Consider the following 12,941-nt stretch of genomic DNA (forward strand, 5'->3'; position numbering starts at 1 on the left):
CGGAGGGTTCTGGACGCTGCCGGACGGTAGAGCGGCGGTTTCGAACCATCGAACCGGCCGTGAATCCCCGGTTCGTGACCGGTAGGCAGTCATTACCCAAGTGAGTGGCGCACGTTGTCACGTCCATGAGCACCGACGCGCCGGCGTTCGACTGTCTCGCCTGCGGAACGCGCGCCAGCACGGAGCGGGTCGAGTACGACGCGCTCGGCTACGCGGTCTGTCCCGTCTGCGGTCGCTCGACCGCGCCAGCCTCGGCACCGGTGCGGACACCGTCGAGTGACGACCGTGACGCGGGGCTTCCGACCGCCGACGGCGCCTTCGAGTGGGGCGAGACACGCTGATCGGAACGCCGAGGCCGTCGGCGCCTCCGACGGCGGACCGCGCCCTTTTACTCGCCCGCGGGCGGACCGCCGGACATGGACTGGAGCGTCAGCCGCGACCGGGACGGCGTGACCGAGTGGGAACGAGGCGACGGGCTCGCGACGGTACGGGTCCGCGAGAAGGGCGGAGCGAGCGGATGGGTCGTCCGGATCGACGTGCTCGAACAGGCGGCTGACGGTCCCGACTACCGCCGGGAGTCGGTGGCCGACGAGGACGACGCCGCGGATCTCGCCGAGGAGTGGCGCGAGGCGTTCGCCGACCCGGCGTGACCGGCGACGCTCCCGAGCGTGACCGGCGGCGCTCTCGAAGTCGTCGTCGGTGTGAGCGCCGGCGACGGTCGCGAACTACTGCAACCGCTCCGTTCGCTCGACGAGCGGATGGCGTGCGTAGTCGACGATCTCCACGTCCGATAGGTCGTCGAGCCCCTCCTTCTCGGCGGTTTTGGCCATGCCGAGGTCGACCGGGTCGTCGAGGACGATAACGTACGCGTCCATCTCCTCGATGTCCAGTTCCGCGGCCGCCATCACGCGGTGGTGGCCGTCCGCGAGGTAGAGCGTGCCGCCGTTGTCGATGACGACCAGCGGCTCCGCGAGCCCCCGCTCGAGCTCGTACTGCCGCCCCTCAAGCTCGTCGGCGTAGACGCGTCCCTGCGTCGGCGTGAGCGCGGACAGGCGGACGGTCCGCCGGTTCTGGTCGAGGGAGACGTCGTGGATCTGCTCGAGCGTCCGCATCAGCTTGCCGACCTTCCCGGGCGTCGCGCGCTCGATCTGCGACCGGATCACGTCCGTGTTCGAGATGATCCCCACGAGGTTGCCCGCGTCGTCGACGACCGGGAGCTTCTGGATACCCGACCGCAGGATGACGCGCGCCGCGTCCGTCACCGCCATCGCCGGATGCGCGACCACGAGGTCGTCGCTCATCACGGTGAAGATCTGCGCGTCCGGGTCGGCCAACAGCAGGTCGCGGGCGCTGACGAACCCCTCCACCTGCCGCCCTTCCGTGACGGGGAAGCCGTTGTGGCCGTCGCTGTCGACGATCCGCTCGGAGACCGTGGCCACGGTGTCGTCCGGCGCGACCGTCTGCACGTCCCGCGTCATGTACTCGCTGACGGTCGGCTTGCCGCTCATAAGCGACCCGTACGCCACGGCTGCGTAAAAAGGCGTCCTCGTCGCCGCCGCGTGTGCGGACGGGCTCTCGACCGCCGTCCTGGGTGGAGTCCCGACCGCCGCCCCCGGCCCGACGTCGATCGGCGCTACGTGACAAGAACTATCTCGCCGGCCGCCCGTCCCTCTTCCATGCCGAAGTTCTCCGACCGCGTCGAGCGGATCTCGATCAGCGGGATCCGCGAGGTGTTCGAGGCAGCCGGCGAGGACGCGATCAACCTCGGGCTGGGTCAGCCCGACTTCCCGACTCCCGACCACGCGCGCGAGGCCGCCGTCGAGGCGATCCGCGCCGGGGAGACGGACGCCTACACCGGCAACAAAGGGATCCTCCCGCTCCGAGAGGCCATCGCCGCCAAACACGAGCGGGACCAGGGGATCGACGTCGACCCCGACGACGTGATCGCCACCGCGGGCGGCAGCGAGGCGCTCCACATCGCGCTGGAGGCGCACGCCGACCCCGGCGACGAGGTGATCATCCCCGACCCCGGCTTCGTCTCCTACGACGCGCTGACGAAACTGACCGGCGCCGAACCGGTCCCCGTCCCGCTCCGGGACGACCTCACGCTCGACCCCGCGGCCGTCGAGGAGGCGATCACCGACGACACCGTCGCCTTCATCCTCAACTCGCCGGGGAACCCCACCGGCGCCGTCTCGCCGCCCGAGGACATCAGGGATTTCGCACGTATCGCCCGCGAGCACGACATCCTCTGTGTCTCCGACGAGGTGTACGAGTACACCGTCTTCGACGGCGAACACCGCTCGCCCGCGGAGTTCGACGACGGCGGCAACACCGTGATCGTCAACTCTTCCTCGAAGCTCTACTCGATGACCGGCTGGCGGCTCGGCTGGGTGACGGGGGCCTCCGAGCGCGTCGAGCGCATGCTCCGCGTCCACCAGTACGTGCAGGCGTGCGCGTCCGCGCCCGCGCAGTTCGCCGCGGAGGCGGCGCTGACCGGCGACCAGTCCATCGTCGCGGAGATGACCGAGTCCTTCGAGCGCCGGCGCGACCTGCTCGTCTCGGGACTGGAGGCGGTCGGCATCCACGTCCCCACGCCGCGGGGCGCCTTCTACGCCATGCCGGAGGTGCCGGAGGGATTCGTCGACGAGTGCATCGAGCGCGGCGTCGTCATCGTTCCCGGCGAGGCCTTCGGCGAACACGGCGAGGGGTACGCGCGCATCTCCTACGCGACGGACGAGGAGGAGCTCCGCGAGGCCATCGACATCATGCAGGACGCCTACGAGGCCGTCACCGCACAGGCGTAGCGCGCCGGCCTACTGGAACATCCCCCGCGTCGACACCTGTTGGCCCTCCTCGGCCGCCTGCTGGAGCTGTTGCATCAGCGCCTCGCGCTGCTCGACGATCTCCTCGGCCTCCTCGACCAGCCGATCGGTGTCGATCGACACGCCCGCGATCGGCTCGATCCCCGCGTCGATCAGTTTCTGTGCGCCCTGCGGGTCGGGGAACCGCGGGTCCGACTCCACCAGCAGCCCCACGGCGTCCACGTCGCGCTCCTTCGCCTCCTGAAGGAACGCCCCGCCCGGCCCCTGCACCATGCCCGTCTGTGCCGGCGGCGGCACCTCCGCGTCGTCCAGGAGCCCCTCCGCCTCGCCGGTGGCGATGCCGTGCACGTCCGGCACCGCTCCCGGTTCCCGTTCCTCCGCGACCCCCGCGAGGTAGATCGGCGTCGCGGCGTTCTCGATGACCCAGTCGGTGAACGCCTCCACCAGTACGTCGGCCTGCACCGCCTCGATGGGGACCGCACTCTGTAACACGACGAGATCCGCCTCGGGCGCCGCGAACAGCCGCATCGGCGACTTCACCGCGCGCTCGTCGTTCTCGAACACCGCCACCGGCGGAAGCCCCTCGTTGGTTATCTCGCCGTACTCGACCATGTCCAGTTCCTCCACCACGTGGTCGGCGGCGATCTTGCCCACCAGGCCGACGCCGGGCAGGCCCTCGACGAGCGTCGGCGACTCCAGTTCCACGTCGTCGCGCGTCCGGATCTCGACCATGCCCGAGGTCACGAGCGCCGGTGAAAAAGGCGTTCGGGCCGGCGGGCCGGTCCGCGCCGCGTCCGGAGCCTCCGTCCGTCTACCGCCCGGATCAGTCCCCGTGCCGCCCGTGTTCCACCTTCAGACACCGGTCCTGCACGACCGCGATCCCCGCGGCCTCGGCGCGCGCGGCCGCCTCGTCGTCGCGAATGCCGAGCTGCAGCCAGAGGCCGTTCACGTCGCCCGCGGCGTCCCGCCGCGCGAGCGCGTCGTCGACGATCCCCGACACCTCATCGCTCGGCCGGAACACGTCCACAACGTCGACGTGGACCCCCTCCGGCACCTCCGTCAGTCGGTCGTAGGCCGGCTCCCCGAGCACCTCGTCGGCGAAGGGGTTCACCGGCACGATCCGGTAGCCGTGCTCCTGCAGGTACCGCGGCACGTCGTGGGCGGCCTTGCCCGCAGTCGTCGAACAGCCCACGACCGCGATCGTGTCGGCCGCGAGCATGTCGCGTATCGTCGCCTCGCTCGCGGTCCCCGCGTCGCCGGCACCGTCGGCGCCGGTTCTCCCGCTATCGGTGCCGCCGCTGTGCTCCGAGTTCTCGTCTCCCATAGCGCCGGATACGCGGCGCGGCGACAAAAAGCTACGACTGGGCCAACCGGACGGTCGGCTCCCCGTCCTCCTGGGTCTCGACGATGCCGTCGAACAGCTGTTTGAGCGTGTTCATCGTCTGGTCGTCGTGGGCGGTCGAGTCGATGCAGAACAGCCCCAACCCGTCGACGCTCTGGATACGGCCGGTGAACACGTGCAGGAACCGGAAGACGGTCTGCAGGTCCGCGTACATCAGCAGCGTCGACAGCGAGTGGACCATGATCCGGTTGCGCTCGATCCCCTGGTTGCGGTAGAACGCCTCGAGGAACTCCGAGAGCTTGATCCCGATCCCGGTCATGTCGACCGGCGAGGAGGCGTACTTGATGCGGTCGTCGTCGCGGACGTCGCTGACTCCCTGCTGGCGCGTGACGCAGTCGACGACCGCGACGGGTTTGCCCTCGTAGCTCACGCGCTTGGCGTAATCCTTGAGGATCCGGTCGGCGGAGTCCTTCGTGGTCACGACGATGGCGGCGTCTCCCCCCTCGGTGCCCTCGGCGAGCAGGTCGAGCGCGAGGCTGCGCTTGCCCGTCAGCGGAGGACCGGTCAGGAGCAGGTTCGTCCCCGGTTCGACCTCCGCGTCGAGGCGCGGACGGAGGTCATACATGTAGGGGCCTCGCCGTCGGACCCGCGGCCTGTCGAGGCACGGTCGAAGGACGCACCATCCTACCGGGAGTCATCAACTGATGTGAACATGCTCTGTGCGGATAATATTCTTTTTGATCGCCCTGTCCGAGACCCGCGGTTACAGCAGTACGACGACCCGCCCGGCGATAAACCCAACGACCGCGATCAGCATGCCCGCTTTCAACTCTCGCTGTGCCGTCCCCGGCGCCGAGAACGACCGCGCGGTCGCACGGAGCATCACCGCGTCCGCGGGCACGACGAACGCCAGATAGACAGCCCCGAACGTCCCGTTCAGGAAGGGGATCACGCTCGCGGCGACCGCGACCGCCATCGCGACCGCCCCCGCCCACAGCGCCCGTCGCTCGCCGATCGCGATCGGGAGCGTGTTGAGCCCCTCCTCGCGGTCGCCGGCCACGTCCTCGACGTCCTTGACGATCTCCCGGGTGAGCGTGGCGATCCCCGCCAGCACGAACAGCACCCACGCCCCGAGCGGCGCGCCGACCGCGGCCCCGCCGAACAGGAACGTCGACCCGGTGAGGAAGCCGACGACGAGGTTGCCGACCCCCGGCAGCCCCTTGAACAGCTTCGTGTACGCCACGAGCAGCAGGAGGTTGAACACCGCGATCGCGATCGCCGTGACCGGGAGGACCGCGGTCGTCGCGACCGCGCCCGCAAACAGCGCGCCGGAGAACCACAGCGCCTCTCGCGCCGACACCGCGCCCCGCGGAATGGGCCTGTCCGGCCGGTTCACCGCGTCGATCTCGCGGTCGAAGTAGTCGTTAACCGCGTTGCCCGCCCCCGTCGCGAACCCCGTCGCGAGCACCGCGGCCGCGACCGCGACCGCGTCCGCGACCGTCGCCCCCGCCACGAACGCGCCCGTGAACGTGAGCACGCCCGCCGCGACCGCGTTCCCCGGCCGGGTCAGCTCGAGGAACCCCCGAGCCCGACTGCGCCACGACATGCACGCCCATGTCCGGCCCGGCGAGTTAAAGGGCGTGGACTCACGAACCCCGATGGCGGAGATCGCGGGAGTTAAAAGGTCGTACGGAGTAGGGACGCGCGTCGGGCGCTTAGCTCAGCCTGGACAGAGTACTTGGCTTCGGACCAAGCTGCCGCGGGTTCAAATCCTGCAGCGCCCATTCGTTTTTCGAATGGATCACATTCGCAAGACGGCGGTACATCGTTTATAAATGAGCCGTCGTGCGCGCGCTTGATTTCATTCGATTATCGAACGGGCCCGCTGCTGTCCTGCGATTCGTCAGTATTTGCTGGGCAACCCGGGACATAGATCTCGGTTCTGACCTCGCGCCCGCCAGAAACGGTAAGCCTCCCACGGAATTGCCACAGATGGTTCCTTTTCTTGCGGAAAAACGTGGTTCCGACCTCGTCTCCGTTATGCTGGTGTGTTAGCTTCTCTGACCAGATTCTGTATTTCGACAAACGTGAGTGGGGAGATTTTCCGACGGTCTCCCGTCTCAGTGTAGAGAATGCTGGTGGTGATTTCTCGATCCGGGTAGACCTCGTTGGCGACGTGGTAGTAGACGCTCAGTTGCTTGCGGTACTCTTTTTCACCGTGTCGCCCACGGTCGGTCTTGTAGTCGACAATCTCGACACGGTCCGGCGTCACGTGAACCAGGTCGACGACTCCAGAGATGGTTACACGTTCTCCATCAACCGTGAGCGGCAGGTACGCGTCCTCCTCGACTAACAACTCGCCGTCAAGCTCATCGAGGAACTCCTTGACGTGCTCTTCGTCAGTATTCCGCGGCTCGACACCCTCACCGAGCACGTACGCCTCGGCGAAGTCGTGGACCTGCGTCCCGAACTCGGTCCCGCGGCCGCCTTCGACGTCCTCAAAGACGTCGTCGCGCATGAGCGTGTGCGGAGTGTGGCCGCGTGGGCCCTCCGGGACCGGCATCTCGACCTGGAGCGCAGTCTGTTCCGTCTCGTCTCGTGTGCTCTCCGCGACGTCGGGGGTGACTGTCTCCACCTCGACTGGGAGTTCTTCGATGAAGGTGTTCGGGTCCTCGCCGGCGGTGAAGACGACGTGGCTCTCGGCACGCGTGATGGCGACGTAGAGGAGCCGGCGCTCCTCGTCGTAATTGCGAGGCAAACACTTCCGGAGGACGTCGGCCTGCCAGTTGTCGTAGACGTGCGGCAGCCCGTGCGCTTTCTCCGAGTACACTTTTCGCTGCCGCAAGCCGACCGGGTCGTCGTAGCGAATCACCCCGCCACCACCGCCACCTGGCGGGAATCGCCCGCTGTTCATGTTCGCGAGGATGACGATGGGGTACTCAAGACCCTTGGTGGCGTGAATCGTCTGGACTGTCACCGAGTTCGTTCCCGCGCCGGCGTGCACTTCGTGGGTACTCCCGGCCTCGATGGCGCGTTCGATGAACCGGATGAGGTCACCACGCGTCTGCGTGGTCGCGTTGTGGACGGACTGGAGCGTGTGCAGGACCACGTCGGCGGTCGGCCCGTCGTAGCCGTAGCGGGCGAACACGCGCCGCGCGACGCCGCCGAGCGTCTCCATCGACCCTAATTCCTCGCGGAACGCCGCCACGTTCTCGGGGTACGCTTCGCGTTCGAGGATCGCGTCGATCTCGTCGAGCGTGTAGCCCGCTCGCTCGAGCACGACCGCCCAGCCGCGGTCGATGTCGTCTTCGAGGATGCGCAGCCAGGCGAGCAGGAGCTTCGCCTGATCAGTTCGGAAGAGCTCGATGCCGCCCTCGTACGCCATCGGCAGGCCGTACTCCTCGGCAGTCCCGAGCAACTCGCGGCCGAAGTCACGAGTGCGCGTCAGGACAGCGATGTCACCGTACTGCGGCGACCGGAGATCCCCGTCCTCGTCCTCGACGCGGTAGTCCTCGTTGCCGACGATTTCCTGTACCTTTGCCAGCACCGCCTCCTGCTCCTCGTCGCTCTGGACGGCCTCGATGGTGGTGTTCTCGTAGTCCGCGTTCGACTCCAGCGAGACGATGCGATCGTCGACCGCCCCGACGTCGACGTCGTCGCGATTCGCCGCAGGGACTCGCAGGCCGTGTTCCGAGAAGTCGAGGATCTCCTGGGTGGAGCGGTAGTTCTCGATGAGTTCGATGGTGGTGACGGGCCTCGTCGGGAACGAGATGCGTTCGTGGTCGCTGTTCAGCTGGTCGACGAACCGATCGAGGCGGGCTTCGAACTCGACGATGTTGTCGACGTCGGCGTACTGGAAGCTGTAGATGCTCTGCTTCCAGTCCCCGACGACGCAGACGTTGTTCGTCCCCGCGAGCAACAGCGCGAGTTTGAACTGGATCTCGCTGGAGTCCTGGAACTCGTCGACCATCACGTACTCGAACGCGACGTCGTCGCGCAGCTCGTGGTTCTCACAGAGGAGGACGAACGCGAACAGCTGGAGCATCCCGAAGTTCAGGTAGTTCCGCCGCAGCGCGAACCGCAGGTACTCGTGGTAGACGTCGTGGACGAATCCCTTCAGTTCCGCCCGTTCCTCCTCGAAGACCCGCTGGGCGAGGTCGTCGGGCACCTGCTTGCCGCTGCCGCGAATCTCCGACTTCTCGGGTGCATCAGGCAGGTAGGTCTTATTTCGACCGTACCGGCCGAGTTTCGACCGGAGCAGCGACTGCTTGCTCCCGCCGTTCCGCGGTTCGTTCAGCTCGTCGAACAGCTGTTTGAACGCGGCGAAGTCGCCGTCGAGGTGCTGCTCGCCGTCACGGTACCAGCCCTCAGCGTCGGGGAACACACCCTTCGCTGCGAGCTGATTGACGAGATCGAGCAGCTCGTCCGGGTTCGAGAGCGCGCGGAAGACGTCGTCGTACTCGGGATGGTCGTCGCTGAACCGGTCGATGAACTCGCCGAACAGCGCTTGCTCGACGAGTTCGTCCTCGATGATTCGCGTCGACCCGGTGATGCGGTCGTCGATGCCGAGATATGTTGGCGCGGCGTGACCGTGCTCTTCGAGGACGTCGTGGCACAGCGAGTGGAACGTCTGGATGGGGGCGTCCGCGAGTTCGCGCATCCCGTAGTGACAGTGGCCCACGATGCGCTCTTTCATCTCCGCGGCCGCGTTGTTCGTGAACGTCACCAGCAGGACGTCATCAGGATCGACGCCGTCCTGGGAGACGATGTTGGCGTAGCGGCGCGTCACGGTGAACGTCTTGCCGGTTCCAGCGCCGGCGTCGACGAGGTGGAGACCGTCCGTGCTATCGATGAGTTCCTGTTGCTGATCGTTCGGTTCGAGGTCGGTCATCGGTCACCCTCCAAGAGTAGATCGCGGTTGTCCACGTAGCGGTAGTTCGGTTCGCCGCCGAGTCCGTCGATCGGGAAGCGCTCTGCCCCAGCGCGTCGTCGGTTCAACTCCTCGAGGCGCTCGTCGACGAACGCCTCGAACGCGTCCAGGTCGTTCTCGAAGAACGTCCGTCCACGGACGCGCGTCAACTGGCGCATCGCCTGCTTGCAGCCCGACTCGACGTACTTGTAGTCGCCGACGCAGTCCTTCATTCGTGCCGTCAACTCCTCGCCGAACGCCGACGCGATGAGTTCGTCGCTGTCAGTTGTGTCCGGGAGAGGGGCCTCGCCGAAGACCGCAGCGTAGTCCTCGTAGGCCACCTGCGAGAGCGTCTTCTGGCAGTTGTTCGCGCCGTCCGCGACCAACTCGTCGAAGAACGTCTTCGAGCGGGCGTACTCGTCGAACGGCATCGGGTGGTACGAGACCGTCGTCAGCGTGTCGTCGAGGTCGACCTCGCCCGCGACGACGTCGTCGAGCGTCTCCAAGAAGTGGAAGAACGTGAACTCCAGTTCCTGGTCGGGGTACTGCGAGCGCCAGTGCGTGAGGTACAGTAGTGCCTGGAAGTTCGGCGAATCGCTCGGCGGGTTGAGTGCCGAGTTCTTGACGACCTGGGAGGCGCTCTTGCGACGGCCGCTCTTGTGGTCGACCAGCCGCGACGGCGAGTGAATCAGGTCGATCTTGCCTTTCAGGCCCAGGTCGTCGTTCTCGAACCACCGTTCAGTGATGGGAGAGTCGACGGGCCGGTCGAAGCGTTCGGCGAAGACGTTGCTTCCCCAGTCGCTTGTGGTGGTGAGGAACTCGCCGTCGACCGGCGTGTTCTCCTCGAAGAAGGCGACGATGGTCTCCAGGCCGGCGCGGTACTTCGTTCGCCTCGTCGCTTCGTCGACCGACCGGACGAACGGTCGCGTCTCTTCGAGAATGTAGTCCACGACGTCGTCGATGACGTCCTCGTCGACGAACTCGGGGTGGTGGATGTAGAACTCGGCGAAGTCGTGGAAGAGATTTCCCTCCGTGAAGTAGTCCTTGTCGGGGCCGTCGACGAGCCTGCCGAAGAAGTGGTCGCGGGGCGAGTTGATGTACGTGCCGAGGCTCGACTGGCTGATCGTCGAGACTTCGCTGGTGGTGGCGTCGACCGGTTCCTTCTCGAAGCCGCCCCCGGAACGATCGAACTGTCGCGTGTGCGTTTCTGAATCCAGGTCGCTGAATCGTTCGAACTCCTCGTCGAGCAGTTCCTCGAAGTAGAGACACGGCGTCACCGGCGAGCCGCCTTTCGCGTCCTGCACGAGGTAGTATTGTGTCGTCCCGCTCTGAAGGAGGAGCTGGAACTGCTGGATGTTGCGCGTGTACTGGGCGTCCTGATCGACCCAGGGACGTCGCGGCGCCGAGTGCGTCCAGTCCTCGTCGAGTCCCAGGTAGAAGACGACCGGGCGATCGACGTACGCGGCCGACTTCGCGTCGGCGAGCAACACCCCCTCGTCGTCGCGGTCGACGGGGACCTCGTAGCTCTGGAGGTAGAACACGAGCTGGTCCACGGCGCGTTCGGTCGCACGCGTGTCGGCGATGCCGAGCGTCTCCAGCTCATCACGGAACGCGTCGAGTCGGCGATCTGCCCTGTCCTCGAACCTGTCGAGTGCCTCGGCGAACGTCCGGTCCCCGATGTGGTCACAGAAGTCGACGACCCAGTCCAGTTCGCGGTCGTCGAGTTCGTACAGCCGTTTTTCGTCGTGTTCGACGTCAAGAGAAACGTCGAGTCGTGCGAGGAGCGGCCGTACCTCGCCGACGCGAGTGTCGGTCCCGCCGTGTGCCGCGCGAAGCAACTGGACGAACGTGCGGTGGTCGGGGTGGTCGACGAAACCGGGGCCACCGTAGAACGGGACGTCGTCAGCCTCGAAGGCGGACTCGACGAGTGCCGAGAACTCACTCCCCTGATCGAGCACGACGGCGACGTCGTCGGCGTTCTCCTCGGTGACGGCGTCGACGACCGTGTCGACGATCGCCGTCGAGGAGTCGAAGATGTGGAACGGCGGTCGGTCGAACTCCCGGTCGTCGAACGTGTCGTACGTATCGTAGTCGTCGGGGAGGATCGAGCGCTCCAACCGGGTCAGCTGGTCGGCGCCGACGACCGCGACATCCCGGTCGGCGTCGATGCGGTAGTCGGTGAGTCGCTGCGACGTCGTCTCGAGGTCGGCGATGTACCCGACGGCTTGTCGTGTCGCGTCGTCGACGTACGCGTCGTAGTCGAGAATCGCCTCGAGGCGGCCGCGGTGTTCCCAGCACTGCAGAATGTTCCCAATGGCGTAGGCGCCGCGCTTCCAGTCCAAATCGGTCTGCTCGACGAGTTCGAGGAAGGCGATGCGGTCCTCGGCTTCTTCCCGGCGGCCCGCCGCGAGACGACGCGGCGTGATCGCGAACGAGCCGAGATGTGGCCGGTCGATACGGCGGTTCAACGCGCTGGCCAGCGGCGCGTCGGGCACGACGACGAGGTCGTATCCGGCGACCTCCTCGTAGAGGCCGTCGATCGATTTTGCCCGGGGAAATGACACGACAGAGACCGTCGGCTATCAACTAATAAAGGTTCATAGAACCACGAGATATCGACACCGCCATCCTGGAATCCGTCTCGGAGGTCTTCCTTAAGCAACGTCTTCTTCGCGTTCGATCGACACGTGTCTCACCTGTTTTGTTGAATCCGATGGCGAGGTCGGGGTCACCGTTTGAGCGCTTGTTCGAGGTCGTAGACTGTGACGGCCAACACGAGTTCGCGGAGCTCGCCCCTGTTAGGTCGAGCGATCCGCCCCGTCAACCGGGGAACCACAGTTAGCCAGTCTCGAACGCGCCCCCGCCAGTAGCGGTGTGACGGCTGCTAACCGTGGAGCGGCGCCGCTTCGAGCGGCGACCGTCGCCACACCCCGGCGAGCAGCGCGGACCAGACGACGCCGATGAAGGAGAACGCGAGGACCGTCGTGAGGACTCTCGGGTCCGAGAACTCGGTCGTCGCGATGAACAGCGCGATCGCCGCGTTCCGGGCCGCGGTCGTCGTCGCCAACACCTCCCGCGTCGCTCGCGCCGGACCGCCGAGGCCGTACCCGGCGAGGAGCGACGCTCCGACGGCGACCGCCGAGAGCCCCAGCGTCCCCGTCCCGACGAGGGACGCCAGGCTGTCGCTGTAGACGACGACCAGCAGAACGATCAGCCCGACGAACGTGTAGTCGGAGAGCCGCTGGACGGGGGGATGGAGCCGGTCCGCGAGCGACGGCACAACGGACGACGTCCCGAGCCCGAGCAGTAGCGGAACCAGCTGGATGCCCAGAACCATCCGGCCGATCGCGACGGGATCGACGGCGGCATCGCCGGGGAGCAGCAGCCACAGGGAGGCGGGGATCGTCACGACCGAAAGCAGACAGAGGATCGCCATGAGGCCGCTCGCGAACGCCACGTCGCTGTCGGAGAGCTCCGCGAGCTTCGGGCCGAACGGGGCTCCGGGCGACACCGCGAGCAGCACGATCCCGGCCGCGAACCCGGTCTCCACGGGAACCGCGTGCACGAGGAGGGCGGCGAGCAGCGGGACCGCGACGAGGTTCACCGCCAGGGAGTTCGTCAGCAGCCGCCGCTTTCGGAGCGCGTCGGTGATCTGGCTGACGGAGAGTTTCACGCCCATCGAGAACATCGTCGAGAGGACGAACACCGTCGTTACGGCTTCGACGACCGCCTGTCCGGAGGGCCCTGCCATTCCTCGTCTCGTACACGTTTCGGTGTCCGGTCGTTTGTCTGCTCCGGTTTTCGATGGTCGGTCCGTTCCGAGGGCTGCGGCGCGGCCGTCGCCGCGAGCAACAGCGTAATGGTC

Annotated in this window: 11 protein-coding genes and 1 tRNA gene; 4 read left to right on the forward strand and 8 right to left on the reverse strand. The window is 66.8% G+C overall.

The annotated features are described in order from the left end of the window. The first annotated feature begins 125 nt into the window (after window positions 1-125). Together ACZ432_RS13495 and ACZ432_RS13500 are read left to right on the forward strand one after the other, a co-directional pair. Window positions 126-341 carry a hypothetical protein gene (locus tag ACZ432_RS13495; RefSeq protein ID WP_426961915.1) on the forward strand — a complete coding sequence of 72 codons (216 nt, stop codon included), beginning with the start codon at window positions 126-128 and terminating at the stop codon, window positions 339-341. Between the two features lie 75 nt (window positions 342-416). Beyond that, the gene (locus tag ACZ432_RS13500) at window positions 417-650 is read left to right on the forward strand and encodes a DUF7543 family protein (RefSeq protein WP_426961914.1); all 234 of its coding nucleotides are present in this window, start codon (window positions 417-419) and stop codon (window positions 648-650) included. Window positions 651-725: 75 nt separating this feature from the next. On the opposite strand, the gene ACZ432_RS13505 is transcribed toward ACZ432_RS13500, so the two are convergent. Further along, window positions 726-1,508, reverse strand: a complete 783-nt coding sequence (locus ACZ432_RS13505; protein ID WP_426961913.1) for a CBS domain-containing protein — start codon at window positions 1,506-1,508, stop codon at window positions 726-728. Window positions 1,509-1,676: 168 nt separating this feature from the next. On the opposite strand from ACZ432_RS13505, the gene ACZ432_RS13510 reads away from it, so the two are divergent. After that, entirely contained in the window at window positions 1,677-2,807 is a 1,131-nt protein-coding gene (locus tag ACZ432_RS13510) for a pyridoxal phosphate-dependent aminotransferase (RefSeq protein ID WP_426961912.1), read from the forward strand. A 9-nt stretch (window positions 2,808-2,816) separates the two neighbouring features. On the opposite strand, the gene ACZ432_RS13515 is transcribed toward ACZ432_RS13510, so the two are convergent. From ACZ432_RS13515 to ACZ432_RS13530, 4 genes are all read right to left on the reverse strand, one after another. Beyond that, window positions 2,817-3,557, reverse strand: a complete 741-nt coding sequence (locus ACZ432_RS13515; RefSeq protein ID WP_426961911.1) for a proteasome assembly chaperone family protein — start codon at window positions 3,555-3,557, stop codon at window positions 2,817-2,819. A gap of 91 nt (window positions 3,558-3,648) precedes the next feature. Then, window positions 3,649-4,044, reverse strand: coding sequence for a CoA-binding protein (locus ACZ432_RS13520; RefSeq protein WP_426962105.1), 396 nt, complete (start codon window positions 4,042-4,044; stop codon window positions 3,649-3,651). A gap of 136 nt (window positions 4,045-4,180) precedes the next feature. Beyond that, a complete protein-coding gene (locus tag ACZ432_RS13525; RefSeq protein ID WP_426961910.1) occupies window positions 4,181-4,792 on the reverse strand; it encodes an RAD55 family ATPase in 612 nt (203 codons plus the stop codon). 138 nt (window positions 4,793-4,930) lie between these two features. Beyond that, window positions 4,931-5,773: a geranylgeranylglycerol-phosphate geranylgeranyltransferase gene (locus tag ACZ432_RS13530; protein WP_426961909.1), complete on the reverse strand. Its 843-nt coding sequence runs from the start codon at window positions 5,771-5,773 to the stop codon at window positions 4,931-4,933. Between the two features lie 103 nt (window positions 5,774-5,876). Here ACZ432_RS13530 and ACZ432_RS13535 point away from each other — a divergent pair. Further along, window positions 5,877-5,951, forward strand: a tRNA-Arg gene (locus tag ACZ432_RS13535). A 254-nt stretch (window positions 5,952-6,205) separates the two neighbouring features. Here the strand turns inward: ACZ432_RS13535 and ACZ432_RS13540 are convergent. The 3 genes from ACZ432_RS13540 to ACZ432_RS13550 all read right to left on the reverse strand — a co-directional run bounded on the left by ACZ432_RS13540 (window position 6,206) and on the right by ACZ432_RS13550 (window position 12,827). Further along, the gene (locus tag ACZ432_RS13540; protein WP_426961908.1) at window positions 6,206-9,058 is read right to left on the reverse strand and encodes a UvrD-helicase domain-containing protein; all 2,853 of its coding nucleotides are present in this window, start codon (window positions 9,056-9,058) and stop codon (window positions 6,206-6,208) included. Beyond that, window positions 9,055-11,640 carry a PD-(D/E)XK nuclease family protein gene (locus ACZ432_RS13545; RefSeq protein ID WP_426961907.1) on the reverse strand — a complete coding sequence of 862 codons (2,586 nt, stop codon included), beginning with the start codon at window positions 11,638-11,640 and terminating at the stop codon, window positions 9,055-9,057. Before ACZ432_RS13545 ends, ACZ432_RS13540 begins: the two co-directional genes overlap by 4 nt. Window positions 11,641-11,960: 320 nt before the next feature. After that, window positions 11,961-12,827, reverse strand: coding sequence for a bile acid:sodium symporter family protein (locus ACZ432_RS13550; RefSeq protein WP_426961906.1), 867 nt, complete (start codon window positions 12,825-12,827; stop codon window positions 11,961-11,963). Window positions 12,828-12,941 lie beyond the last annotated feature (114 nt).

This window comes from Haloparvum alkalitolerans (assembly GCF_055381565.1).